The sequence below is a fragment of the Curtobacterium sp. MCSS17_016 genome (genome assembly GCF_003234255.2).
Taxonomy (GTDB): domain Bacteria; phylum Actinomycetota; class Actinomycetes; order Actinomycetales; family Microbacteriaceae; genus Curtobacterium; species Curtobacterium flaccumfaciens.
Genome location: NZ_CP126254.1, coordinates 1794448 through 1818861, shown reverse-complemented (window position 1 = coordinate 1818861; position 24414 = coordinate 1794448). Strand labels below are relative to the sequence as shown.

At 72.1% G+C, this 24414-nt stretch carries 29 protein-coding genes; 13 read left to right on the top strand and 16 right to left on the bottom strand.

Annotated features, from left to right (window positions below):
- Positions 1–53: 53 nt before the first annotated feature.
- Both DEJ19_RS08650 and DEJ19_RS08645 read right to left on the bottom strand, forming a co-directional pair.
- Positions 54–1061 (bottom strand): putative endonuclease domain-containing protein, encoded by a 1008-nt coding sequence (locus tag DEJ19_RS08650; RefSeq protein ID WP_111100610.1) that lies wholly within the window; start codon positions 1059–1061, stop codon positions 54–56.
- Between the two features lie 113 nt (positions 1062–1174).
- Entirely contained in the window at positions 1175–1426 is a 252-nt protein-coding gene (locus DEJ19_RS08645; protein ID WP_111054606.1) for a DUF4287 domain-containing protein, read from the bottom strand.
- Positions 1427–1580: 154 nt separating this feature from the next.
- Between DEJ19_RS08645 and DEJ19_RS08640 the strand changes: the two genes are divergently transcribed.
- The 3 genes from DEJ19_RS08640 to DEJ19_RS08630 are packed head-to-tail and all read left to right on the top strand — an operon-like array spanning position 1581 to position 4526.
- Positions 1581–2696, top strand: a complete 1116-nt coding sequence (locus DEJ19_RS08640) for an amino acid ABC transporter permease (RefSeq protein ID WP_111232816.1) — start codon at positions 1581–1583, stop codon at positions 2694–2696.
- Positions 2696–3469 (top strand): amino acid ABC transporter ATP-binding protein, encoded by a 774-nt coding sequence (locus DEJ19_RS08635; RefSeq protein WP_111100609.1) that lies wholly within the window; start codon positions 2696–2698, stop codon positions 3467–3469. The genes DEJ19_RS08640 and DEJ19_RS08635 overlap by 1 nt, the downstream gene beginning before the upstream one ends.
- A 40-nt stretch (positions 3470–3509) precedes the next feature.
- The gene (locus DEJ19_RS08630) at positions 3510–4526 is read left to right on the top strand and encodes a transporter substrate-binding domain-containing protein (RefSeq protein WP_111233485.1); all 1017 of its coding nucleotides are present in this window, start codon (positions 3510–3512) and stop codon (positions 4524–4526) included.
- 137 nt (positions 4527–4663) lie between these two features.
- On the opposite strand, the gene DEJ19_RS08625 is transcribed toward DEJ19_RS08630, so the two are convergent.
- From DEJ19_RS08625 to DEJ19_RS08615, 3 genes are read right to left on the bottom strand one after another with little or no spacing between them, the layout of a single operon-like run.
- Positions 4664–5806, bottom strand: coding sequence for an LLM class flavin-dependent oxidoreductase (locus tag DEJ19_RS08625; protein ID WP_111100607.1), 1143 nt, complete (start codon positions 5804–5806; stop codon positions 4664–4666).
- Complete coding sequence (locus DEJ19_RS08620; protein WP_110863882.1) at positions 5803–7188, bottom strand: NtaA/DmoA family FMN-dependent monooxygenase; 1386 nt, start codon at positions 7186–7188, stop codon at positions 5803–5805. Before DEJ19_RS08620 ends, DEJ19_RS08625 begins: the two co-directional genes overlap by 4 nt.
- On the bottom strand, positions 7185–8483 hold the full coding sequence (locus tag DEJ19_RS08615) for an LLM class flavin-dependent oxidoreductase (protein ID WP_111233484.1): 1299 nt from the start codon (positions 8481–8483) through the stop codon (positions 7185–7187). Before DEJ19_RS08615 ends, DEJ19_RS08620 begins: the two co-directional genes overlap by 4 nt.
- Before the next feature lie 103 nt (positions 8484–8586).
- Between DEJ19_RS08615 and DEJ19_RS08610 the strand changes: the two genes are divergently transcribed.
- On the top strand, positions 8587–9147 hold the full coding sequence (locus tag DEJ19_RS08610; protein WP_111233483.1) for a histidine phosphatase family protein: 561 nt from the start codon (positions 8587–8589) through the stop codon (positions 9145–9147).
- A 69-nt stretch (positions 9148–9216) separates the two neighbouring features.
- Here the strand turns inward: DEJ19_RS08610 and DEJ19_RS08605 are convergent, their stop codons facing one another.
- Together DEJ19_RS08605 and DEJ19_RS08600 are read right to left on the bottom strand one after the other, a co-directional pair.
- Positions 9217–10239 carry an SLAC1 family transporter gene (locus tag DEJ19_RS08605; RefSeq protein WP_111233482.1) on the bottom strand — a complete coding sequence of 341 codons (1023 nt, stop codon included), beginning with the start codon at positions 10237–10239 and terminating at the stop codon, positions 9217–9219.
- Positions 10240–10341: 102 nt separating this feature from the next.
- The gene (locus tag DEJ19_RS08600) at positions 10342–11190 is read right to left on the bottom strand and encodes a DUF1684 domain-containing protein (RefSeq protein ID WP_111233481.1); all 849 of its coding nucleotides are present in this window, start codon (positions 11188–11190) and stop codon (positions 10342–10344) included.
- Positions 11191–11341: 151 nt separating this feature from the next.
- Between DEJ19_RS08600 and DEJ19_RS08595 the strand changes: the two genes are divergently transcribed.
- Positions 11342–12568, top strand: coding sequence for a cobalamin-independent methionine synthase II family protein (locus DEJ19_RS08595; RefSeq protein ID WP_111233480.1), 1227 nt, complete (start codon positions 11342–11344; stop codon positions 12566–12568).
- A gap of 196 nt (positions 12569–12764) precedes the next feature.
- Here DEJ19_RS08595 and DEJ19_RS08590 read toward each other — a convergent pair whose 3' ends face one another.
- Positions 12765–13727, bottom strand: coding sequence for an SDR family NAD(P)-dependent oxidoreductase (locus DEJ19_RS08590; RefSeq protein WP_181441558.1), 963 nt, complete (start codon positions 13725–13727; stop codon positions 12765–12767).
- 75 nt (positions 13728–13802) lie between these two features.
- On the opposite strand from DEJ19_RS08590, the gene DEJ19_RS08585 reads away from it, so the two are divergent.
- Both DEJ19_RS08585 and DEJ19_RS08580 read left to right on the top strand, forming a co-directional pair.
- The gene (locus tag DEJ19_RS08585) at positions 13803–14063 is read left to right on the top strand and encodes a hypothetical protein (protein WP_071405277.1); all 261 of its coding nucleotides are present in this window, start codon (positions 13803–13805) and stop codon (positions 14061–14063) included.
- 103 nt (positions 14064–14166) lie between these two features.
- Positions 14167–15021, top strand: a complete 855-nt coding sequence (locus DEJ19_RS08580; RefSeq protein WP_110863937.1) for a glycoside hydrolase family 16 protein — start codon at positions 14167–14169, stop codon at positions 15019–15021.
- A 26-nt stretch (positions 15022–15047) separates the two neighbouring features.
- Here DEJ19_RS08580 and DEJ19_RS08575 read toward each other — a convergent pair whose 3' ends face one another.
- Entirely contained in the window at positions 15048–15248 is a 201-nt protein-coding gene (locus tag DEJ19_RS08575; RefSeq protein WP_111110269.1) for a hypothetical protein, read from the bottom strand.
- A gap of 38 nt (positions 15249–15286) precedes the next feature.
- Positions 15287–15625: a DUF3140 domain-containing protein gene (locus DEJ19_RS08570; protein WP_071244508.1), complete on the bottom strand. Its 339-nt coding sequence runs from the start codon at positions 15623–15625 to the stop codon at positions 15287–15289.
- A 123-nt stretch (positions 15626–15748) separates the two neighbouring features.
- Between DEJ19_RS08570 and DEJ19_RS08565 the strand changes: the two genes are divergently transcribed.
- From DEJ19_RS08565 to DEJ19_RS08555, 3 genes are all read left to right on the top strand, one after another.
- A complete protein-coding gene (locus DEJ19_RS08565) occupies positions 15749–16969 on the top strand; it encodes an alcohol dehydrogenase catalytic domain-containing protein (RefSeq protein WP_111233478.1) in 1221 nt (406 codons plus the stop codon).
- A gap of 125 nt (positions 16970–17094) precedes the next feature.
- Complete coding sequence (locus tag DEJ19_RS08560; RefSeq protein ID WP_164941096.1) at positions 17095–17241, top strand: hypothetical protein; 147 nt, start codon at positions 17095–17097, stop codon at positions 17239–17241.
- 75 nt (positions 17242–17316) lie between these two features.
- Complete coding sequence (locus tag DEJ19_RS08555) at positions 17317–18264, top strand: methyltransferase family protein (RefSeq protein ID WP_111233477.1); 948 nt, start codon at positions 17317–17319, stop codon at positions 18262–18264.
- On the opposite strand, the gene DEJ19_RS08550 is transcribed toward DEJ19_RS08555, so the two are convergent.
- The 3 genes from DEJ19_RS08550 to DEJ19_RS08540 form a co-directional block, all read right to left on the bottom strand.
- Positions 18245–18661 (bottom strand): VOC family protein, encoded by a 417-nt coding sequence (locus DEJ19_RS08550; protein ID WP_110863892.1) that lies wholly within the window; start codon positions 18659–18661, stop codon positions 18245–18247. The two genes, DEJ19_RS08555 and DEJ19_RS08550, sit on opposite strands and share 20 nt — an antisense overlap.
- A 242-nt stretch (positions 18662–18903) precedes the next feature.
- A complete protein-coding gene (locus DEJ19_RS08545) occupies positions 18904–19518 on the bottom strand; it encodes a DapH/DapD/GlmU-related protein (RefSeq protein WP_111054623.1) in 615 nt (204 codons plus the stop codon).
- A 118-nt stretch (positions 19519–19636) separates the two neighbouring features.
- Positions 19637–20593 carry an AraC family transcriptional regulator gene (locus DEJ19_RS08540; protein ID WP_111233476.1) on the bottom strand — a complete coding sequence of 319 codons (957 nt, stop codon included), beginning with the start codon at positions 20591–20593 and terminating at the stop codon, positions 19637–19639.
- Positions 20594–20698: 105 nt separating this feature from the next.
- Between DEJ19_RS08540 and DEJ19_RS08535 the strand changes: the two genes are divergently transcribed.
- Positions 20699–21028 (top strand): hypothetical protein, encoded by a 330-nt coding sequence (locus DEJ19_RS08535; RefSeq protein WP_110863895.1) that lies wholly within the window; start codon positions 20699–20701, stop codon positions 21026–21028.
- A 10-nt stretch (positions 21029–21038) separates the two neighbouring features.
- Here DEJ19_RS08535 and DEJ19_RS08530 read toward each other — a convergent pair whose 3' ends face one another.
- Positions 21039–21407: a hypothetical protein gene (locus DEJ19_RS08530; RefSeq protein WP_146250681.1), complete on the bottom strand. Its 369-nt coding sequence runs from the start codon at positions 21405–21407 to the stop codon at positions 21039–21041.
- Between the two features lie 135 nt (positions 21408–21542).
- Here DEJ19_RS08530 and DEJ19_RS08525 point away from each other — a divergent pair, with 135 nt between their 5' ends.
- Both DEJ19_RS08525 and DEJ19_RS08520 read left to right on the top strand, forming a co-directional pair.
- Positions 21543–22376: an SDR family oxidoreductase gene (locus tag DEJ19_RS08525; protein ID WP_071405286.1), complete on the top strand. Its 834-nt coding sequence runs from the start codon at positions 21543–21545 to the stop codon at positions 22374–22376.
- Positions 22377–22513: 137 nt separating this feature from the next.
- The gene (locus DEJ19_RS08520) at positions 22514–23011 is read left to right on the top strand and encodes a hypothetical protein (RefSeq protein WP_110863897.1); all 498 of its coding nucleotides are present in this window, start codon (positions 22514–22516) and stop codon (positions 23009–23011) included.
- A gap of 25 nt (positions 23012–23036) precedes the next feature.
- Here DEJ19_RS08520 and DEJ19_RS08515 read toward each other — a convergent pair whose 3' ends face one another.
- Together DEJ19_RS08515 and DEJ19_RS08510 are read right to left on the bottom strand one after the other, a co-directional pair.
- Positions 23037–23378 (bottom strand): DUF4333 domain-containing protein, encoded by a 342-nt coding sequence (locus DEJ19_RS08515; protein ID WP_110863898.1) that lies wholly within the window; start codon positions 23376–23378, stop codon positions 23037–23039.
- 309 nt (positions 23379–23687) lie between these two features.
- Positions 23688–24326 carry a hypothetical protein gene (locus tag DEJ19_RS08510; RefSeq protein WP_181441557.1) on the bottom strand — a complete coding sequence of 213 codons (639 nt, stop codon included), beginning with the start codon at positions 24324–24326 and terminating at the stop codon, positions 23688–23690.
- Between the last annotated feature and the right edge of the window lie 88 nt (positions 24327–24414).

Genomic DNA, 24414 nt, shown 5'->3' with positions numbered 1-24414 from the left:
CTCCCAGCCGGGCCGTACCCCGCCGGGTCGTGCGTGTACCCCGATCGACGGCGTCACCGGGCGTACGCGTCGACGAACAGCGCGCCCCGGAGCTCGCGCAGGGTGTCCGCCAGCCGGTCGACGGTCCGGCCGGAGATCCCCGAGACCTGGAGGTCGTACGGGCCGAGCGCGGGGAGCCGCCCGGTGCGGATGCGGACGACCTCCCACCCCACGGCGCGGACGGCGCGGTCCTTCTTCCGGTCGGTCTCCTGCCGCGGGCCGACGTGCTCGAGGCCGTGACGACCGGTGGAGTCGTACTCGATGGCGACGCGGAGCTCGGGCAGGATGATGTCCGGCCAGGCCTCGACGTGGTCGAAGAACGGGCGGTCGAGTCGGATGGCGGAGTGGTCGTAGGTGAACGCGAACCGCTCGGACAGCATGCCCCGGAGTTCGGCCTCGACCGCCGACGCCGTCGCCGGGGCGCAGACGCTCGTGAACGACTCACCCGACGGCAGCCGCGGGGTCTTCGGGCAGATCGTGCGGGGAACGGACTGAGCAGTCCGCCGTGGTGCACCACGGGCCGCCCCTGCCGAGCCGGCCGCGCTGGCGGACCCGGCGACGGGCCGACGGGACCGGGATCGGCTCGACGCGACGGCTCCGGCCGGGACCCCGCGCACCGGAGCGGCGGGCAGGGTCTGTCGTCCGGCACTCCGGACGACCCGCTGCGGCACGGGTACCGCCTGGGGCCAGTCCGACGGCAGCACCGGCCACCGCTGCGGCTGGGCCTGCACCGCACACTCGGGGCACCAGACGGAGCGGCGGCGTTCACGGCCCGGGCGGGACCGCTGTTCGGACGGGGTCGCGACGAAGACGTGCCCGACGTCGCACTCCCAGGTGAGCAGGACCTCGGCAGCCGGGGGGACCTGGGTCAGGACGACGCCGTGGTTCCAGTCGGGGTGGTACTGCCGGATGAGCACCGGGTACGGCGCCCAGTCGGCGCGGAACTGTCCGACGGCGTACGGCACCGCTTCGCCGCGCGACCACTGTCGGCGGCGCCACCACGCGTCGACGGGTTCGGCCACGCCCCCACGCTAGGAACGACCACCGACACCCGCCGCACCACGCGGCGCGACCGACACCGCCGCACCACGCACCGCGACCGACACCGCCGCGGCACCACACCACGCAAAACCGCTCAGGAGGCCAGCGCGTGCTTCACGTAGGCGACCAGGGCGTTCGCGTGCCCGTGCCCGAGGCCGTGCTCGGCCTTGAGCCACCCGACGACCTCCATGTGCTGGTGGTCGTCGAGCCGGTCGGCGACCAGGTCGAGCCACTCCTGCACCGGGCGCCCGTACGTCGTCTCGATGCTCGGGAAGTACGACGCCGGACCCTTCACCTTGGTGCCGTCCGCCGGGGGCACCGGGGCGGTCACACGATGCGCTGTCATGGCGCAACGGTAGCGCTCCGTCGGCCGTCACGGAACGTCACGCAGGACACCGTTCTGTGACGCCGCGTTGCGCCGGATGGCCGGGTGTTGCGCCGCGTGGCGGGGTGTTGCGCGAGGCGTTGTCGGCGGCGTCCGGCCCTCCTACGGTCGCGACATGACCGACACCACCAGGGCCCCGCAGTGGGAGGCGACCAGCGTCGACGACGCGGGCCGGACGACCGGGGCGAGCCGCGCCTCCAGGCCGGAGACCGCGACCATCGACGCTGCCGGACACGCCGCACTCGACCGTTCCGTCGTGCCGTTGCGGCACCCGCTGCGGTGGATCGCCGCGGCCCTCGTGCTCGTCGTGCTGCTGAACTTCGGCGAGACGCTGTTCACGAACGAGCAGTGGGGCTGGCCGGCCGTCGGCAAGTGGCTGTTCAGTCCGGCGGTCCTGACCGGCCTGCAGCTGACGCTCACCGCCACCGCGCTGAGCGCCGTGATCAGCTTCGCCGGCGGGATCCTGGTGGCCATCGCCCGGCTGTCGCACAACCCGGTGCTGTCCGGGCTGGCGTGGGGGTACGTGTGGCTGTTCCGGTCGGTGCCGCTCATCCTGGTGCTCGTCTTCCTGTACAACCTCGGGTCGCTGTACCCGACCATCGGCATCGGGATCCCCTTCGGGCCGCAGTTCGAGGTGCCGACCGCGAACCTGCTCGGCGACCTGGCGATCGGGGTCATCGGGCTGAGCCTCAGTGAGATCGCCTACGCGTCCGAGATCGTCCGCGCCGGGGTGCTCGCCGTCGACCACGGCCAGCACGAGGCCGCGCAGGCGCTCGGGCTCCCCCGTCGCCGGCAGTTCCTGCGGGTGATCATGCCGCAGGCGCTGCGGTCGATCGTCCCGGCGTTCGTGAACCAGGTCGTCGGCCTGCTGAAGGCCTCGTCGCTGCTGTTCTACGTGTCGCTGCTCGACCTGTTCGGCGTGGTGCAGAACCTGTCGAGCACGTACCCGGGCGACATCATCCCGCTGCTCGTCGTCGCCACCATCTGGTACCTCGTACTCACCAGCGCGGTCTCGATCGTGCAGTACTACGTCGAGCGGTGGACGGCCCGCGGGTCGGTCCGTGCGCTGCCGCCGACACCGTGGCAGCGGGTGCGGAGCGCGCTGCGGGGCGGCGGGACCGGACGTGGTCCGGGACGGCCTGGAGGCGCGGGTCGCCGCTCACAGGCAGCCGCCGCCGAGCGCGCGGTCGCGTCCGGGTCCGCTTCCACCGTCGACGACAGGAGCATCTGATGAGCGCCGCCATCGCGATCCACGGAGCCGTCAAGGCGTTCGGGGACAGCGTCGTCATCGACGGCATCGACCTGTCGCTGCCGTCCGGCAGCGTGACCGTCGTCCTCGGCCCCTCCGGTTCCGGCAAGTCCACGCTGCTCCGGGCGATCAACCACCTCGAACCGCTCGACCGCGGGGTTGTCACCGTCGGCGACGAGCCCATCGGGGTCCGCCTGCGCACCGGCCGCGACGGGGTCCCCCGCTGGAAGGAGCTGCCCGAGCGGCACATCCTGCGGCAGCGTGCCCGGATCGGGTTCGTGTTCCAGCATTTCAACCTTTTCCCGCACCTCACCGCGCTCGAGAACGTCGCCGAGGGGCCGATCGCCGCCGGGGTCCCCGTCGCCACGGCCCGAGCCCGGGCACGGACCCTGCTCGATCGGGTCGGACTCGGCGACCGCGGCGCGGCCCGCCCCCGGCAGTTGTCCGGCGGGCAGCAGCAGCGGGTCGCGATCGCCCGGGCCCTGGCGCTCGAGCCGTCGGTCGTCCTGCTCGACGAGCCGACCTCGGCGCTCGACCCGGAGCTCGTCGGCGAGGTGCTCGGCGTCATCCGGTCCCTCGCCGAGTCCGGCACGACGCTCGTCATCGTCACGCACGAGATCGCCTTCGCCCGCGAGGTCGCCGACCACGTCGTGTTCCTCGACCACGGGCGGGTCGTCGAGCAGGGGCCGCCGGCCCAGGTGCTCGACCACCCGCAGCACACCCGCACGCGCGACTTCCTGTCCCGCGTCCGCTGACCCCCGACCCCCGATCCCCGCACGCACCCCAAGGAGAACCATGTCCACGACCACCCCGTCCCGCTGGCGCAACCGCGCCGGCTTCCTCGTCCTCGCAGCCGGCGTCGTCGTCGCCCTCGCCGGGTGCTCCGCGGGCGCTTCCGCCGACACGAGCGGCGCACCCGACGGCTCCGTCACCATCGGCGCCGCCTCGAACGGTGCGGCGAAGGAGACGACCGTCGAGGTCACCGAGGACACGAAGCTGCACGACGCGCTCCCCGCCGCGGTCCGGAAGTCCGGCAAGTTGACGATCGGCGTGGGGGCCCTGCCCGCCGGGTTCCCGCCGCTCGCCTTCACCGGCGACGACCAGAAGACGATCACCGGTTCGGAACCGGACCTCGGACGGCTCGTCGCCGCGAAGCTCGGGCTGCGCGCGGACGTGCAGAACGCCACGTGGGACAACCTGTTCGTCGGCATCGACAGCGGCAAGTACGACGCCGGCTTCTCGAACGTCACGGTGACCGAGGAGCGCAAGGAGAAGTACGACTTCGCCTCGTACCGGCAGGACAACCTCGCGTTCCAGGTGCTGGACTCGAGCTCGCTGCGCTTCGACGGCGACCCGTCCGTGCTCGCGGGGAAGACCCTGTCCGTGAGTTCCGGCACGAACCAGGAGAACATCCTGCTCGAGTGGCAGAAGGAGCTCCGGGCGAAGGGCGAGGACTTCACGATCAAGTACTACCCGGACGGCAACGCGATCAAGCTCGCGCTCGACTCGGGCAAGATCGACTCCTACTTCGGCCCGAACCCGACGATCGCCTACCAGAACACGCAGAGCAAGGGCACCGCGAAGCCGACGAAGACGGCGGGCACGTACTCCGGCGCCGGCTCGTCACTGCAGGGGCTCATCGCCGCGACGACGAAGCAGGGCAGCGGGATCGCGAAGCCCGTCGCGGCGGCGATCAACGAGCTGATCGAGGACGGCACCTACGCGAAGTGGCTCGCGGCCTACAACCTGTCGAACGAGGCCGTGAAGACGTCCGAGGTGGACCCCGAGGGCCTGCCGCTCGACAACAGCTGAGGTGCGCTGTGACACCCCCGTGGCCGTCGTGGTCGCGGGGGTGTCGTGCGTGCGGGGCGCACCCGATGCGTGGGCAACGAACGACGTCCCACCCGTCGAACGACAGGTGGGACGTCGGAACATGCGCACGCAGCGAGCTATCGCGCAGCCAGAGCGGACTCCCCCTCGACGACAGGCGCCGCCCACTCCGCGGCGAGCAGCTCGTAGGAGCGCACCCGGGCGTCGTGGTCGTGCGCGATCGTCGTGACGAGCAACTCGTCCGCTCCCGTGACCCGCCGGAGCGTCTCGAGCCGTTCCGCGACGTGTGCCGGGTCGCCGACGAACCTCGTCGCGAGCCGGTCCGCCACCGACGCCTCGGCCTCAGCGGGGAGCCGCAGCTCCCGAGCCTGGTCCGGGGTGGGGTACTCGATCGCCCCGACGCCGGAGCGGATCGAGTGCACCCACTGGGCGTACCCGAGCCCGAGCTCGTCCGCCTCGGCCGCGGTCGGCGCCACGAGCACGTCGGCCGACACGATGACGTGCGGCGCGTCGAGCACACCCGGGCGGAACGCGTCGCGGTAGGCCTGCACCGAAGCCAGGACCGTGCCCGGGGACGTGTGGTAGTTCGCGCCGTACGGCAGCCCGAGCGCGCCGGCGATCCGGGCACTCTCGCCGCCGGTGGAGCCGTGGATCCACAGCTCGACGGGTGCGCCGGAGGCCGGGGGCGCCTCGACGACAGCATCGTCCCGCGACCACGTGCCGGCGAACAGCCCGCGGATCAGGTCGAGTTCGCCCTCGAACCGGTCGACGTCCCCGGGCACTCGGCCGAGCAGTTCACCCTGCAGCGCGAACCTGCTGCCCGGCGCGATGCGGAACTCGAACGGCGCGGGGACGAGCAGGCCGTCGACGACCCGGTCGGTCCGCGGGGCGAGCGACGGCGGCTTCGGGGCGCCCGGTGCTGGTGCTCCTGAGCGGCCGAGCCCGAGGTCGATGCGCGGCCCGTACAGCGCGGCGAGCGTGCCGAAGGTCTCGGCGATCTGCAGCCCGCGGGTGTTGCCGACGAGTGTCGCGGCGCTGCCGACGCGGATCGAACTGGTGGCAGCGGCGACCGCACCGATGACGACGGTCGGTGCGCTGCCGGCCACGCCGGGGTTGAGGTGGTGCTCGGCGAGCCAGTAGCGGGCGTACCCGGCACGTTCCGCGGCGACGGCCAGGTCGACCGTGTTCGCCAGGGCCTCGGCGGGGGTCGACCCGCTGCTCACCGGGACGAGGTCGAGGACGGAGAGCGGGACCCGGCTCATGCGAGCACCCGCTGCCGGTCGAGGACCCGTCCGGGCAGGTCGAGCGTCTGGCGGAGCGTCGCACCCTCGTCGTACGACTGGCGGTACACGCCGCGCTCCTGCAGCAGCGGGACGACCCGGTCGACGAACTCGTCGAGCCCGTACGGGTTGGTGTGCGGCACGACGACGAACCCGTCGGTGGCGCGCTCCTGCACGTACCGGTCGATCTCGGCGGCGATGTGGGCGGGCGTGCCGACGAAGCCGCCACGGGTCGAGGCGCGGATGACCAGGTCACGGATCGACAGGTGTTCGGCCGCGGCGAGGTCACGCCACGACTGCACCAGCGCGGGGACGTCGCGGGTGTGACGGACGCGGCCACGGGTGATGTCGGCGCCCTCCAGGTCCGGCTCGATCGAGGGCAACGGCCCGTCGACGTCGTACGACGACAGATCGCGGTTCCACACCTGTTCGAGGAACGCGATCGCCGTCGCCGGGCTGACCTGGGCGCGGCGGATCGCCCGGGAACGTTCCTCGGCCTCGTCCGCCGTGTCGCCGAGCACGAAGGTCGCGCCGGGCAGGATCAGCAGCTCGTCCTTCGACCGTCCGACCCGTTCGAGTCGCTCGGTCACGTCGCGGTAGAACGACTGCGCGTCGTCGAACTCGGTGTGCAGCGAGAAGACCACCTCGGCGTGCCCGGCGGCGAGGTCGCGGCCCTCGTCGGAGTCGCCGGCCTGCACGATCACGGGGTGCCGCTGGGGGCTGCGCGGCACCGGGAACGTGCCGGTCACGTCGAACTGCGGACCGTGGTGGTCGACGTCGTGGATTCGGGAGCGGTCGGCGAAGGCGCCGGCGGCCAGGGTCCCGGCGGCGCCCGACCCGTTCGCCACGATCGCGTCCGACTCCCACGAGTCCCAGAGCTCACGCGACAGCTCCACGAACTCCGCTGCCCGCGTGTACCGGTCGGCGTGGTCGAGGAACCCGCCGCGGCGGAAGTTCGCACCGTGGAACGCGTCCGAGCTCGTCACGACGTTCCAGCCGGCGCGGCCGTCGGTCAGGTGGTCGAGCGTGGCGAGCTGCTTCGCGAGCTCCACGGGCTCGTTGAAGGTCGTCTGCAGCGTGCCGACGAGCCCGATGTGATCGGTGACGCCGGCCAGCGCGGCCAGGATCGCGAGCGTGTTCGGGCGTCCGACGACGTCGAGGTCGTGGATGCGTCCCTTCTGCTCGCGGAGCCGCAGCCCTTCGGCGAGGAACAGGAAGTCGAAGCACCCCCGCTCGGCGTTCCGGGCGAAGTGCTCGAACGACGAGAACGCGATCTGGCTCTCGGCGCGGTCGTCGCTCCAGACGGTGGTGTTGTTGACGCCCGGGAAGTGGGCGGCGAGGTGGACCTGACGCTTGACGCTCATGCTGAGACCCCCGAGGAGACGGAACCGACACCGGAACTGACACCGACACCGGTGACGGCAGGACGCGCGTACCGGCTGACCGCCGGCGCGATGCCGAGCCGCGTGCGCAGGTCGGCGGTGGGACGGGACGCCACGTCGGCGCGGAGCCCCGCGGTGACGAGCGCCGGGACGAGCTGCCGCGCGATGGCGGTCGAGTCGATCGGGATGCGCAGCGGACGGAGCCGGACGCCGGCGTACCCGAGGGCCCGCAGGTTCGCGATCCGTGCCACCAGGTCCGGCACCGTCGTCGCGAGGACGGACGTGTCCGACCCGGAGCCGACGGCGTACGGGGCGCCCGCTGCCGCGTCGAGCGCGGCGAGCTCGTCGGCGGCGGCCGCCGGCGACGACCCGATGAGCACCGCGAGGTCCGCGAGCACGGGACGACGGAGGTCGGACCCGGCCGCCTGCTCGGCGTCACGGACGAGTGCCAGCGCACCCCGTGCCTCTCCCCACCAGCTCGGCCCGCCCGCCGCTTCGCGACGGTCGGGTACCGGCTGGCGTGGGCCCAGGCCGTCGAAGCCGGGCGTGACCAGCACGACGTCCGCGGCGTCCACCGCGAACGCTGCCGCGTCGGAGCGGTGCGCGAGCGCGAACACCGGCGGCCGCCCCTGCGGCGACCGCGGCACGATCGACGCGCCGTGCACCGAGACGAACGAACCGGAGAACGCCGCGTCGTGGATGCGGTCGCGGTCGATGAAGCGGCCGGTCGTGACGTCGCGGATGATCGCGTCGTCGTCCCAGCTGTCCCAGAGGCGGGAGACGGCCTCGACGGCCTCGCGGGCCTCGTCGAACAACGTGGCCGCGTCGTCGCCGCCGGGGCGGCGGCCGAACAGGGCGGCCTCGCGGGTCGTCGGGCTCACCTGGATCCGCCATCCGGCCCGCCCCAGCGAAACGTGGTCGAGGGTCTGGAGGCCCGTGGCGACGTGGAACGGTTCGGTGTGCGTGATCGAGACGGTCGGCACCAGACCGATCGCGCGGGTCGCGGGGGCGACCGCGCTCGCGACGAGGAGGGCGTCGAGGCGGCCGACGACGGTCGACGTGTCGAGGTCGCCGTCGGGGTCGGTGGGGCCGGCGGTGAAGGAGTCCTCGAGGGTGACGGCGTCGACGCCGAGCCGGTCCTGCTCGACGACGACGTCGCGCCAGTGCCGGAGGCTCGTGAGGCGCTGCGCTGCCGGGCCTGCGGCGCGCCAGGCGGCGGGGTGCCAGCCGGCGCCCTGCAGCGCGGTGACGAGGGTGATGCGGTCGGGCACGGTCATGGGGCGACGCTAGGACGGTTCGGCCGGGCGGCGAAGTGGTGTTGCGGAACGTGACCGACGGTGTCGCCGTGTGACGCGCCTCGCACCGTGCGAGGATCGCCGGATGGCCTCGTCGTTCCTGACCCACGCGGAAGTGGTGGTCGACCCCGCGGTCCCGATCGAGTCGTGGGGGCTGTCGCCCGAGGGTCGCGTCCGGGCCGCCGCCGCACACCGGCTCGCATCGACACCGGTCTCCCGGCGGATCGTCTCGAGCACCGAGCGCAAGGCCGTCGAGACCGCCGACCTGCTCGCCAGCGCCGTCGGACTGCCGGTCGAGCGCGACCCTCTGCTGGGCGAGATCGACCGGAGCGCGACCGGCTACCTGCCGCCGTCCGAGTTCGAGGGCGTCGTCGACGCGTTCTTCGCCGCACCCGAGCAGTCGGTCCGCGGCTGGGAGCGGGCGATCGACGCCCAGGTGCGCATCGTCGCGGCCGTGCGGCGGCACTGCGCCACCGGCGACCTCACGATCGTGTCGCACGGTGCGGTCGGCGCGCTGCTCCTGGCCCACCTGCTCGGCGTCCCGATCACGCGCGCCCTCGACCAGCCCGGCATGGGCAGCGTCTTCCACTTCGACGCGCTCGCCTGGCGGGCGACCAGCGGCTGGAGACGCGTCCCCGCGACCTGACGGGAGGCGCGGGGCGGGGCCGCCCCGGGCCTCCCGTCCGCCGCCTGCGCGGCCCGACCGCCCCGCCCGTCAGACCACGCGCGTCGCGCCCGTCACGGGGCCGGGGGCGGCGTCCTCGTCGTCGGCGTCGTGCAGGGTCCGCTCGGCCTGCCCGAGCAGGTGGTGCACGGCGAGGCCGATCGAGCGGGCACCGACGACCGCGACGAGCACGCTCAGCAGCGCCAGCAACGCGGCGGTGGGGATCCAGGCGGACGGCAGCGCGAGTGCCCGGAACCACTCCACCGCGGCGGTGGCGACCGCGGCGGCCGGGAACACGAACGACCAGAACCCGAGCGAGAACGCCAGGCGGACGTACCGCGGCAGCAGGGCCAGCTGCACGAGGACCATCAGGACGCCGAGGCCCGCGATGGCCTGCACGGGCAGGGTCACAGCGCTGTCGGTGAGGGCGAACACCGACAGGGTGGCGACCGCCGGCGGCGCGACCAGGATCGCCATCGTCGGCACGAGCGGCCCCGGCAGCGCCGGTCGGAACGCCAGCCGGATGAGCAGCAGGCCGGTCATGACGCCCCAGAAGAACACGCCGACGCCGAGGGCCGGCCAGGACAGCCAGCCGACGCCGACCTCGTGCGTGGCGACCGAGGCGACCAGGGCCGCGGCGACGGTCGGCAGCAGGTAGCCGCCGTGCACGGACTCCAGGGCGAGTCGACCCTCGAACCAGGTGCTCAGCAGCCAGGCGGCGAACCCGGCCGCGGTGGCCACGGCGGCGAGTACGACGACCTGCCCGGCGACGGGGGCGAACCGCGCCAGGTCGACGCCGAGCAGCATCGCGGTCGCGGGCACGAGCGCGGCGATCGGCCCCTGCGCCGGGTGGCGGAGCTGGTCGACGAGCCGTTCGCTGACGCGTGCGCCCCGGACGGCGTGCGCACCGAGCAGCCACACCCACGCTACGGCGGCGATCGCCCAGAACACCTGCGGCACCACGGTGGGCAGGTGCAGCACGGGGGCGGCGTACGACCACGTCTCGGCGAAGCCGGCGAGGCCGAACGGGACGGCGAGGGTGTTGAGCGGGATGCGGGAGGTGGGTCGTGGCATGGCTCCCCCATTCTCGTGGACGGGTCGGCTGCGCCGGTGCGCGGCTGGGGCCGTGCGCGCCCGCGGGCCGTGCGTGCTCGGCGGGGCGTGCGTGCTCCGCGGTCAGGCTGCGGGCAGCTGCTCGCCCGCCTCGATCGCCACGTCGAGCCGGTTCTCGGCGGGCGGCAGCGGGCAGGTCGCGTGCGGGGTGTACGCGCACGGCAGGTTCGTCGCCCGGTTGAAGTCGATGCGGGTGGCACCGTCTGCATCCGGTGCGGCGATGTCGAGACTCCGGTTCGCCGCGTACGTCGTGACCCCGCTCGTGCGGTCGGTGAACAGCACGTGCAGGCCGCCGGCGTGCCCGTTGAACGCCAGGAGCGACCGCGGCCCGTCGAGGTCGAACGCCAGGACGCCGGGGGCCTCGTACACGTGCAGCAGACCGTCGACGACGCTGCCGACGGTGACCTCACGCGGGGTGTCGAACGGCTCGAAGTGCGCGTCCACGACGAAGCGCTCAGCGGGGGCGTACGCCGGGGTGCCCTGGTACTCGACGCGGGTCGGGTTCGACGGGTGCCGCGGGCGCAGCAGGTCACTGCCACCGCGCCGGGCGACCTCGATCGCCACGGTCTCGTCGCCGTCGCGCCACACCACGTTCGTGCTCGAGCGCTCCGGCAGCGGGCCGAACCGGTGCGTCCCGGTGACCGGCTGTCCGTCGACCTCGATCGTCTCGTCGTCGGCCAGTGCGACCACCGGGCCGTCCTCGTCCGTCGACCAGCTGCCCGGGGCGTCCTCGAACCGTTCCGGCGTCGCGGTGAGCCAGCGGATGCTCGTGATCGCGAGGAAGCCGTGTTCGCTCGCCCGGGCCTGCTCGTGGTCGTCGTGCCACGTGGTCCACGCTTCCGCGAAGGTCGGTGCGGCCGGGGGCGTCGGGTTCGTCGTGGTGGTGTCGCTCGTCGGGGTCGTCGTGCTCATGGGTCGACCGTACGACTCGTGGCCCGGCGGCGCGACGCGGAACGTAACGGGCCCGATCCCTCGTGGCAGAGTGGCACTGCAGCGCACCGCGAAGCCTCGCGCGCGGCCCCCGACTCCCGACAGTCCGCACCCATCGAGAGGAAGGCAGCGCATGCCCTTCGAGAACACCGACCGCATCCAGGCCACCACGGCCGGATCGCTCCCCCGCACCCCCGAGCTCATCGCCGCGAACGCCGCACGGCCCGTGGCCGCCGACGGCTTCACGCTCGAGACCACCGACGAGGTCCGAGCCCTGACGAGCGCGGCCGTCGACGACGTCGTCGCACGGCAGAGCGCGCTCGGCATCACGCAGCCCGGTGACGGCGAGTTCGGCAAGGCGATGTCGAACAGCGTCGACTACGGCGCCTGGTGGGGCTACTCGTTCCAGCGTGTCAGCGGCCTGAGCCTGACCGACGAGAACATCTTCTCGCAGCAGCCGGTCCGGTCCACGCCGGGGAACATCCGGCTCACGAGCTTCCCGGACCGCCGCGACTGGACGATCTTCCACGACGCCTACACCGACCCCGAGTCGGGCATCGGCACCGGCAAGAACGCCACCGCGTTCCCGACCACCACCGGCCCGATCACCTACACCGGCCACGAGGCCGCGGCCACCGACGCCGCGAACCTCAAGCACGCGGTCGAGGCCGCCGGCGCGGACAACGGCTTCATCACGGCGCTCTCCCCCGGCTCCGCCGCCCGCATCGCGAACGAGTACTACGCGACGGAGGAAGAACACATCTGGGCGTGGGCCGACGCCCTGCGCGAGGAGTACACGACGATCCTCGACGCCGGCCTCGTGCTGCAGATCGACGACCCCTCGATCGCCGAGAACTGGGACCAGATCAACCCCGGGCCGAGCATCGAGGACTACCGCGCCTTCACCCGCATCCGTGTCGAGGCGCTCAACCACGCGCTGCGGGGCCTCGACACCAGCCGCGTGCGCTTCCACCTGTGCTGGGGTTCCTGGCACGGCCCGCACACCACCGACATCGAGCTCCGCCACATCGTCGACCTGATGCTCGACATCGACGCCGGCGCGTACTCGTTCGAGGCCGCGAACGCCCGCCACGAGCACGAGTGGACCGTCTGGCAGGACGTCGCCCTGCCCGAGGGCAAGGTCATCGTCCCGGGCGTCGTCGGCCACGCCACGAACGTCGTCGAGCACCCCGATCTCGTCGCGCAGCGCATCGAGCGGTTCGCCTCGGTGGTCGGGCGTGAGCGCGTCATCGCCGGCACCGACTGCGGCCTCGGCGGCCGCGTGCACCCGCAGATCGCCGCGGCGAAGCTCGAGTCCCTCGGCGAGGGTGCCCGGCGCGCGAGCGCGAAGCTCTTCTAGCCGCCCGTTCCTTCCCAGAACAGCTGCGATACCGGGCGAGATCGGGCGTACCTGCCAAGAAGAACACGGCAGGTACGCCCGTTTCCGCCAGGTACGCCCGGTTCGGGCAGGTACGCCCGGATTCGGACGCACGCGCGGACGGACGGGAGGCCCGGTGCCAGCTGGCACCGGGCCTCCAGGCCGTCAGCGGATGCGTCTACCGACGCGAGCGGCCGAGCACGACGGCCGCGCCCGCAGCCGCGACGCCGAGCCAGACGAGGGGGCGCGTGACGCGCCGTCGCTTCGCGACCCAGCCGCCGTCCGTCGCGTTCGCGGCGTCGGCGGGGGCGTAGAGGTTCCCGTCGGTCGGGGTGCCCTCGCCACGGAGCGCGAACGTCTCCACCATCGGCTTCGTGATCTTGTGGAACAGGCCCGGGAACACGTACTGCAGCGGCACGAGCGACGCCTGGATCCGTCCGACGAAGCGGTAGCGCTTGGGGTGCGTGGCGGCCTGCACGACGGCACGGCCGGCCCGCTCGACCGAGACGGTGGGCGGCAGCGGGTGCGAGGTCTTGCCGGTGTAGTTGGCACCGTTCTGGTAGATCGGGGTGTCGATCGTGGACGGCAGCAGCGCGGTGAACTTGATGCCGGTGCCCGCGAACTCGTCACCGAGCACGTCGACCAGGCCGAGCGCAGCGTGCTTGCTCGTCACGTACGCCGACTGGTACGGCGCCGAGAGCAGCGACTGGATCGAGCCGACGAGCACGTAGGTGCCCTTCCCGCGCTGCTTCCAGTGCGGCAGCAGGTGCGTGATGGCGTTGAGGTGCCCGTACAGGTTCGTGTCGACGACGCGCTTGAACGCCTCGGTGGGCGTCTGCTCGAACAGGCCGTAGACGAACAGGGCCGCGTTGCCGACGAAGACGTCGATGCGACCGAAGCGCGTCGTCACCGTGCCGATGAGGTCCTTGACCTGGTGCTCGTCGGCGACGTCGGTCGGGATCGCGATCGCCTCGGCGCCCAGCTTCCGGCACTCGGCTGCTGCGGCCTCGAGCGAGTCGTGCCCGCGTGCGGCGAGCACGAGTGTGGCGCCCTGCCGGGCGAACTCGTGTGCGGCGGCCCTCCCGATGCCGCTCGATGCTCCGGTGATGACGACGATCTTCCCGCGGTACCGATGTCCCATGTGTCCTTGGTACCCGGCCGTGGTCCGTTCCCGCACAGCCGGGTCGTACCCCTGCACGCGGTGCGAAGATGGAGCATGCGCAAGGACGACCTGACCGTCGACGAAGCCGCGGTCATCGCCGAGCACGCCCGCGCCGGTGTCCTCGACGTCGACGACCCCGAGGTGCGGAAGGTCGTCGAGCAGGCGAACCGGGTGCTGGTCCGTGCACAGATGTGGGGCGAGGAGCGGAGCCCGAAGCTGCGGCGTCGCCGACGGCTCATCGCGGTCGGCGCCCTCGTGATGGTGCTCGTCTGGGTCGCGGGCCTGCTCGTGCCGCTGGCGATGCGCTTCGGCTGACGGGTGCGTCCCGCGGACGAAGCGGGATCCGGGCCTGTTCAGGTGCAGCCGGATGGTGCATGATCCGACGACCACACCACCATCGCGCTGCAGGGAGCACGACATGGACCAGCACATCGATCGACGGCGCTTCATGACGCTCGGACTCGCCGGGGCCGCGACGACCGCCCTCGGCGCGACGGCGATCCCGGACGGCTCGGCACAGGCCGTGACCGGAGCTGCGGCGCCGACCGCTGCGCCCGTGCTGCTCGCCGCCGACGAGTTCGACGGCCCGGCCGGCAGCGCGCCGAACCCCGGGATCTGGCGGTACGACCTGGGTGCCGGCGGCTGGGGCAACGCGGAGCTGCAGACCTACACGGACTCGCGGCGGAACGCGGCGCTCGACGGTGCCGGCAACCTCGTGATCACCGCACACCGCGAGGCCGACGGCTCGTACTCGTCGGCCCGGCTGAAGTCCGAGAGCACCTACACCGCGCAGTACGGTCGCATCGAGGCGCGGATCCGCATCCCCCGCGGCCAGGGCATCTGGCCGGCGTTCTGGATGCTCGGCGCGGACATCGGGCAGGTCGGCTGGCCGGCGTGCGGGGAGATCGACGTCATGGAGAACGTCGGGTACGAGCCGGGGATCGTGCACGGCACGGTGCACGGGCCCGGGTACTCCGGCGCGCAGGGCATCTCGGCGGCGTACACGAACCCGTCCGGAGCAGCGTTCGCCGACGACTTCCACGTGTACGGGGTCGACTGGCGCCCTGGCTCGATCACCTGGACGGTCGACGGCGTTGCGTACCGGACGGTCACCCGGGCCGACGTCGGCTCGGCGACGTGGGTGTTCGACAAGCCGTTCTTCGTGATCCTCAACGTCGCGGTCGGCGGGAACTGGCCGGGTTCGCCGGACGCCTCGACACGGTTCCCGCAGCAGATGACCATCGACTGGCTGCGGGTCCACCAGAACGCCTAGCCGGGGATCGCCGAAGCGGACGAGCGTCAGGGACGGCGGTTCGCCCGGGCGACGAGCCACAGGTAGGTGCTGTGCCCGACCAGGGCGAGACCGAAGAACACCGCGGCGACCGCGTAGACCCGGTCGAGCTTGCCCTGCCCGATCACGAGCATCACGACGCAGAACGCGACGGCGATCGCGAGGACACCGACCTGCACGGTCGACCAGATCCGTCGGAAGCGCGGCATGCCCGTCTCGTTCACACCACCCATTCTGCCCGATGCCGTCAGTGCTTCTCCGGGTCGTGGCCCCAGTTCATGAGCGAGTACCGCCAGGGGGTGTCGTGCACGTCGCCGTCGGGACGCTGCTCCGAGTGCCGGGCGACGTAGCCGACGACCTTCCGCATGTGCGCCAGGTCGTCGTCGGTGCGGTCGGCCTTGTGCTTCTCGAGGATGCGGATGATGTGTCGGCCGCTCTCGTGCCCGGTCGACTCGCCGCCACCCGAGGGCTTCTGCCCGACGGACTTCGACTCGTCGGTGTCGAGCCACTTCCGCAACTCGGTGGCGGTCATGTTCACCGCGTCGTCGAAGTCGGCTCGGGTCTGCTCGTCGTCGTGCTCGCTCATGCCGTCGAGCAAACCCGGCGGTGCTGGACGACTGCGCAGGGCGGATGCGCCTCCGACCGCGCCCAGCCCCTCGCGCGTTTCCTGACCGAGCGAACCCCGCACCCGAACAGGAAGAGGCATCACATGCGCGCAGTCGTGTGGCACGGCATCGGCGACATCCGGCTCGACGAGGTCCCGCAGCCGACGATCCAGGACCCGGAGGACGCGATCGTCCGGATCACCCGCAGTGCGATCTGCGGCACCGACCTGCACTTCGTCCGCGGCACGATGGCACCGATGGTCGAGGGCACGATCCTCGGTCACGAGGCCGTCGGCGTCGTCACCGAGGTCGGGGACGCGGTGCGCGGCTTCAGCCCCGGCGACCGCGTCGTCATCAACTCCACCGTGTCCTGCGGTGCCTGCCGGTACTGCCGGATGGGCAAGACCGCCCAGTGCGACCGCTCGAACAGCAACGGACCGCAGGCGGGCACCGCGTTCTTCGGCGGCCCCGCCTCGACCGGACCGGTCGACGGCATGCAGGCCGAGTACGTCCGCGTCCCGTGGGCCCGCAACACCATGCACCCGCTCCCGGACACCGTCTCCGACGAGCAGGCGATCCTGCTGTCCGACATCTTCCCCACGGGGTGGTTCGGCGCGGAGCTCGCGGGCGTCACGCGCGGTGACGTCGTGGTGGTGTTCGGCGCCGGGATCGTCGGACAGTTCGCGGCGGCCTCGGCGTACAAGCAGGGCGCGGCCCGCGTCATCGTCGTCGACGGCGAGGAGACCCGGCTCGCCGCCGCGCTCGCCCAGCACTGCGAGGTCGTCGACTACAACGCCGAGGACCCCGTCGAGACGATCATGTCGCTGACCGACGGCATCGGCGCGGACTGCGTGATCGACGCGGTCGGCGTGGACGCCGAACGCCCGAAGCGCGGCCCGGCGGCGGTCGACCAGGACCAGGCGGCGGCGATCGACGCCGAGGTCGCGGCGGTCGCACCCGATGCCGCGCCCGACGGCTTCGGTGCGCAGCAGCAGTGGAAGCCCGGGGACGGCCCCTCGCAGGTGGCTCGCTGGGCGGTGGCGAGCGTGGCGAAGTACGGCCGCATCGGGATCATCGGCGTGTACGGACCGACGGCCGAGCACTACCCGATCGGCGAGGCGATGCTCAAGAACCTCACCGTGCGGATGGGGAACTGCGACCACCACTCCGTCACCCCGCCGCTGATCGACATGGTGGCCGCCGGACAGTTCGACCCGACGGCCCTGATCACCGAGCACGAGCCGATCACCGACGCGATCGCTGCCTACCAGGCGTTCGACCGACGCGAACCCGGCTGGATCAAGGTCGAGCTCGGCACCTCTTGAACCGAACGCGACGCGCCGGAACGCGACGCACCGGAACGCGCTGCACCGGACCAGGACGACACCGGGTGGGAATGGAACGGCCCCGCCCGGTGTCGAACACTCCACCGACCACGAAGGAGCCCACCATGAGCCTCGACCTCCACAAGAGCACCGGCGCCGGAACCGTCACCGACGAGCGCGCCTGCCTGCCGAAGCCCGTCCTGCCCACCCTGCACGACGAGCGCACCCCGTCCTTCGGTCGCTGGCTCGGACAGATCAACCACACCGACTGACCGACCGTCGGGAGCGACGGCACGCACGGCCCGCCGACCCCCCGGCCCCTCGCCGCGCACTGCTACCGTGCACCCATGTCCTGGGGCCGGCGGTACTACGCGCTGCAAGCCGTCGGTGGAGCGGCCTGGTGGATCGCCGTCGCGACGCTGCCCTGGATCCGCACGGCCACGCTCGGCTCGCTCGACCCGGTGCTCGTCGCCGTGTTCGACGTCCCGCTGTTCGTCGTCGCCTCGGCGCTCGCCGCCGTCGGCGTCCGGGCCGCCGCGGTGGGCACGACGGTGTGGACCGCCCTGGTGCTCGTCGCCCTGAGCGTGTGGGCCACCGTGACCGGCGAGGCCGGCTGGGGCGTGCTCGTCATGCTGGCCGCCACGATCGGCTCGGCCCTCGCCCTCGCCCTGGTGCTGCTCGGACGGGTCCCGACGGAGTGGGTGACGAGTGGTCCGCTGCGGATCCGGACCGCCGACGCCAGCGCCCCGCGCTCCCGGCACGTCACCGCGACCGTGCTGCAGATCGTCGTCTTCTGGGGCCTGTTCCTCGGGGTGTTCCCCCTGCTCATCGCGTTCGCCGAGCACCGCTGGGGCCTCCACCCGCAGCTGTCGGCACCCTTCGTCACCGCCCTCACCGTCGTCGGTGTGGTCGTGCTCCTGCTGGCCAGCGCGCTCGGCATCGCCTCGGCGGCGGCGATGTCGACGAAGGGCGAGGGCACGCCGCTGCCATCGGCCACCGCGAACCGCCTGGTGGTCGCCGGGCCGTACCGGTCGGTGCGGAACCCGATGGCACTGGCCGGCATCACCCAGGGCGTCGCCGTCGGCCTGCTGCTGTCGTCGTGGCTGGTCGTCGTCTACGCGGTCGCCGGTTCCGTGGTCTGGAACTGCATCGTCCGCCCGCTGGAGGAATCCGACCTGGCGGAACGGTTCGGCGACGACTTCCGCCGCTACGCCGAGCAGGTCCGGTGCTGGGTGCCGCGGTGGCCGGTACCGGCACGCGTGGGTTCGGTGCCGCTCAGCTCGTCGCGCCGCTGATGTTGACGAGCCACGACACCCCGTGGCGGTCGGTCAGCATGCCGAAGGTGTCGCCCCAAGGCGCTGTGGTGAGTGGTTCGATGATCGTCGCGCCCTGGGCGAGGCCGTTCCACCACCGTGTCAGCAGTTCGTGGTCGTCGCCGCTGAGCGAGAGCGAGATGCTGCTCTCCGCGGGTGTCGGCATGCCGGACGGCGCGTCCGAGGCCATCAGGAGCAGGCCCTGGTCGCCGTCGAGCTGCCCGTGCATCACCTTGTCGGCGTCGGCGGGGTCCTGGCTCATGCCGGCTTCACCGAACGTGCCGATGGTGAGCGTCCCGCCGAAGACCGAGTGGTAGAACTCGAGCGCTTCGCGGGCGCCGCTCCGGAACCCGAGGTAGGGGTTGAGGCGAACGGTCATGACGGTCTCCCTCGTCCTGCGCGGGCGTCGTCGTCCGCGTCGTGATCATCGTGGCAGGTCCCGCGTCCCCGCGGAAGGAGACGCCGTCGTCTTCGTTCGGCGCCGCCAGGTCGTCGAGACGCCTCCACATTCGGCGGCGTCTCGACGACGGCACGGCGTCGCAGCAACACACCGGCGTGTTCGAAGCAGCACCAACGCCGGACGGGAGGCGCGTGGCGGCGCCGCCACGGGCCTCCAGGCCGTCACCCGGCGGGGTCCACCACCGGCGGTCGCGCGGACGGGGCGAGCTCACGGATCCGCTTCGCGGGGACGCCGGCGTAGACGCCGTGCGCCGCCAGGCGGCCGACGACCACGGCGCCGGCGGCGACCACGACGTCGTGCTCGATGTGGGCGCCCGGCAGGATCGTGGCGCGGCCGCCGATCCAGACGTGCTCCTCGACGACCACCGGACGGCCGGTCGCGACGTCGCTCCACCGGCCCTCGGCGTCGATCTCGTGGTGGCTCGTCATGATGAGCACCTGCATCCCGATCGCGGTGTTCGCACCGATCGTCACGGGGGCCACGGCCTCGACGGTCACGTTGCGGTTGCAGAAGACGCCCCGGCCGATGGTGAGGTGCTTCGGGTCGCCCGTCAGCGAGAACCCGGTCCCCACACCGGACTCGGCGCGTGCCCCCGCGGCACGGAGCAGCAGCCGCCGGACGATCCGGGGCAGCAGCGGGGATCCGAGCAGTGCCGTGAAGACGAAGTGCTCACGGGCGTAGGAGGCGTCCTCGACGAGCCGGCGGCCGAACGTCGACGGATCGGTCGTCGGCGGGACGGCCGTGGTCGGGACGGGTGGTGCTGCTGAGCCGGCCATGGGGTCTCCAGTCGTCGTGGCTGCGTGTCCGTGCAGCGCAAACGTAGGGCGACGATCGTCGGCGATCGGCCGGACGGCGGGCGGTTGCGGGATTCTTGCGGGCCCGCGCGGCTGCTCGCTAGGCGCGGGCGCCGTCCCGCGCGGTGGACGCGGTCTGCCGGGGCAGCTCGCCGAACTCCTCGCGGTAGCTCCCCGCGAACCGGCCGAGGTGGGCGAACCCGGTGGCCCGGGCGATCTCGGCGATGCTCCGACCGTCGCCCGACTCGAGCTGTTCGCGGGCGAGCAGCAGCCGGATGCGACGCAGGTACATGGTCGGGGTGATGCCGTGGTGCCGCTGGAACGCCGCCTGCACGCCGCGCACGCTCAGGCCCGCGGCCTCGGCGACGTCGTCGACGGTGATCTGCTCGGTGGCGTGCTCGAGCAGGAAGGTCTCGGCGCGGGCGAAGCGGGCGGTGGAGGCCATGACCGGCTCGTGCTGCCCGACCGGCCAGTGCGGGATCGCGGTGAGCAGACCGCCGGCGGCGAAGCGCGCGAGCTCCCGCTCGCGTTCGATCGGGACGGCGTCCGGTCCGGCCAGGACCTCTTGTGCGATGGACCGCACCATGAGCCACCAGGCAGCGAGCGGCGCACCCTCGGGGACGTGCCGCGGACGGAACTCGATGGGACCCGGGGCCCAGTCGCCGCGCTCGGCCGCGACCTGTTCGACGATCGAGCGGTCGATCCGCAGGACGTCCTTGTTGCACGCGATCCAGCGGAAGCGCTGGGGCCCCTGCCGGAAGAGCGTCGGGCGGCCGATCTTCACGATGTTCTCGTCGACCTGGGCGACCCCGGACTTCATCCAGAAGATCATCATCGCGTCGCCCGGCTCGATCGTGCCGCTCAGGACCCCGGTGCAGCGGGTCGACTCGAGCGACAGCAGTGCCGTCCCGCGCACGCGCTCCTCGAACACGAACTCGGCGTCCGTGGGTTCGACCGACAGTCCGTGGGTGATGTGCGTCCGAGCCATCGCCTCGGCCGCGACCGACGGCTCGGCGGTCTGGGTCTCCCGCAGCAAGCGGTGCATCGTCTCGGGCACGTGATGATCCTGACGACAAGTCGGCGTCCGCGCAACGAGCGACGCGCCGCGTTCCTGTACGGCGGCCAGCCAACGCGCTGTTGGCTGTGGTCCAGGAGGTCGAACATGAAGTACATCCAGTACGACCGCTCGACGATCCTGACGAGCGACGACGTGGCCGATGCCGTGATCGAGTACGCCGCCGCACTGGCCGGGGGCAGCCGTGCGGACACCGTGGCGATCCCCGCCGTGGCCGCCGACGGCACCATGACGACCACCAAGGTGCTCATCGGTCCGTCGAGCCAACTCGTCGTCGAGGACGCCGAGGAGGACGAACTCGAGGCTGAGGACACCGTGTTCGTGGCTCGCCTGCGCGCCGCCGCGCTGACGTTCGACCACGACGAGGTGATCCACGCGGACACCCGGTCGGACCTGACCGAGGGGCCGGTGGCGTAGGGGCGCCGGCTCAGCGCCCGAAGTCCGGCGGCGACGCGTTGGTGTCGACGGCGAGCACTGCCTCGGTGCGCCGACCGAGTTCGAGCAGGAACGCCTCGCCCTCGGGTTCGAGGTCGTCGTCCGGAGCGGGCTCGAGGGCGACCGGGATCGCCGGGGCCAGGAGCACCTCGATCGTGCTCGCCACCCCGAAGTCGTCGGCCGTCGGGATCGACACGACGTCGCTCAGCCGGCTCTGGTGCAGTGCTGCGGCGTACCGGATCACCGCGTCGGCGATCGTGTCGCTCGTCAGGACACGGACCGTGCCCGCGTAGTTCACGTACTTCACACTTGCTCCCTGGTGAAGAGGAGCATCCGTCGCGGTGACGGTTCCCTGATCCACTGCCACGGTATGCCGCCGTTGCGCGCCGCACACATCTTCGCTTTCCGGACGGGGTACGCCCGGAGCCTGAACCGGTGCCCAGTGGGGGTCGCAGACGATCGGGGACGTCCAGGGAAACCGACCACAGGGAGAGACATGACCGAGCAGCAGCAGCCCCCGGGGAGCGACCAGGAACTCACCCCGAAGGCCGACCACGGCGAGGAGTCGTACCGCGGCTCCGGCAAGCTCACCGGCAAGCGCGCCGTCATCACCGGCGGGGACAGCGGCATCGGGAAGGCCGTCGCGATCGCGTTCGCGCGCGAGGGCGCTGACGTCCTGATCAGCTACCTGCCGGAAGAGGAGGACGACGCGCAGGACACGAAGCGCTGGATCGAGGAGGCCGGTCGGAAGGCCGTGCTGTTCCCGGGCGACGTGAGCGATCCCGCGTACTGCCGATCCGTCATCGACCAGGCGGTCTCGGAACTCGGCGGGCTCGACGTCCTCGTGAACAACGCCGCCTACCAGATGACCCACGAGACGATCGAGGAGATCAGCGACGAGGAGTGGGACCACACCCTCGCGACGAACCTCAGCGCCTACTTCCACCTCGTCAAGGCGGCCCTGCCGCACCTCGGCCCGGGGTCGTCGATCATCGGCTCGAGCTCGGTGAACTCCGACAACCCGAAGCCGAACCTGGCGCCCTACGACGTCACGAAGGCCGGCGTCGCGAACCTGTCGGCCGCGCTGGCGCAGCTGCTCGGGGAACGCGGCATCCGCGTGAACAGCGTCGCCCCCGGTCCGATCTGGACGCCGCTGATCCCGTCGACGATGCCGCCGGAGCAGGTCGAGCAGTTCGGCAAGCAGTCGCCGCTCGGCCGTCCCGGCCAGCCGGCCGAGCTCGCACCCGTCTACGTGCTGCTCGCCAGTGACGACGGCAGCTACGTCTCCGGTGCGCGGGTCGCCGTCACCGGCGGTACCCCGATCCTGTGACGGAACGCCGGTCCGGCAACGGGACCACGTGACGGACGGGAGGCCCGGGGCACGACGTGCGCCGGGCCTCCCGTCCGTCGTCGGGGAACGCTCCTGGCTGAATCGCCGCCCACCGGGGCTGGCCTACGTTCAGGGCCATGTCCACGCGAGCGAAGACCGTCACGGCGCTGTTCGGCGCCGCCACCGTAGCCCTCCTGCTCACCGCCTGCGACCCCGGCGGAGCCCAGAACATCAACCCCGTCGGCAAGGTCCCCGGCTCCGAGGAGAAGTCCCAGTCGGCCCAGTGCGACGTGGCCGCCAGCGCCGCCGTCGACATGATCGACAAGGCGGTCGGGTCGCACGACACCACCGAGTTCGCGAACATCCAGAAGGGCGACGGCGGCTGGTACCTCGGTGCCGCGATCGTCCCCGCGGACAGCAACGACTCGAACGACGACGAGGTCACCATCTGGGCGACCACCGCCGACCCCACGGCCGACGACTTCGACGGTCCGCTGTACGCCGTGAACGACGTCGCCAAGCAGGCCGTCGCCGACGAGACGACCACCACCTCGGACGCGCCGACGCCGTTCGCCGACGACTCGAAGGCCGCCGAGCAGGTCGAGAGCTGCGTCGTCGAGGCGTCCGACCGCTAGTCGTCGGACACCGCGCAGTGGCCGATCAGTCCTTGGGCTGGTCGGCCACTTCCACGTCCACGTGGTAGTCGTCGCCGCCGTCGGTGCTGATCGTGGACACCGAGTCGTAGACCACGTCGTAGCCCGCCGTGTTCACGTCGCAGTGCACCTCGGCGCCGTCCTCGATCGCGATGTCGTCCGCACCGCAGTCGACCTCGGGCGTCGCGTCCGAGACGTCCGCCAACGCGTCGACGACGACGCGTTCGAAGGCGTCCGGTGTGACGGTCCGTGACGACGACGTCGACACCGTGCACCCGCTGAGCGTCACCGCCAGGGCGATCGTCGCGGTGAGCGTCGTGAGTGCGGTGATGGCGCGCTGGTGCTGCATGGTGTCCCCGTGGTCCCCTGGCCCCTGCTCGCCCCGAGATCGGGGACCGGCGGTTCCTCGACGATAGCGGGAAGGTGCGAGGACGTCTGCACGAGTTCGGGTCAGGAGCAGACGTCCTCGCGCTACGACGCCGTCGGGTTCGACGCGGTGGTCATGACGAGGCCAGCCCGGGAACGGGGGGTCGGGCACCCGCCGGTAGGGTCCGGCGGGGTAGCTTCCGGAGACTGTACGACGACCACGGCTCAGACGTGTACAGGATCCGCCGGAACCGGACAGGAACCGGCGGATCCCGGATCAGCCCGTAGCCGCTCAGCCGTGCTGCAGCCGGTCCGCGACGCGGGCCCACTGGTCGTGTTCCCACTGGGCGTAGGCCTGTCGCCGACCGGACGACCCGAAGTCGTTCTCGACGTTCGCACTGACGGTCATGATCGTCTGCCCGTCGGTGGCTCGGACCGTGAAGTCGATGTTCAGCACCGATCCGGCCCCGCCGATGTTCTGATCGGTCGCGGTCAAGATCAGGCCGGAGTTCACGCCCGGTCGCACCGTCGGATCCGAGTAGTCGTACAACGTGCTCACCCGGAAGCTGTCGTCTCCGAACCGGTTCAGGGTGAACGGCACCACGTCACCCACCTTCGGGAACGCGGTCGGGGCGCCGGTGATCGGGATCCCGCACGAGAAGCAGGTGTGGAGCCGGTTCCAGATGTCCGTGGGGCTCGCGTGCCCCAGGGGGTAGGTGAACCAGTAGTTCCAGTGCTGCGACGGGGTGGACGGGGCCGTCGCGGTGGTCGAGGTGGAGGGCGTGGTCACTGTGGGCAGGGCGGCAGCCGCCGGTGCGGCGTCTGCGGAGGCCGGCGCCGGAGCCGCCACCAGGACCGAGCCCAGGACGAGCGCGACGCCGGACAGCAGCGCGGAGACGTGGTGCGCCCGAGAGGGCATGGAGATGGACATGTCGTCTCGTTCCTCGGCGTGTGCCGTCAGCTTCGCCAGACGATCGTCTGGTGGCTCCACGGTAGGCGAGCTGGGACCGCGCCCGGCT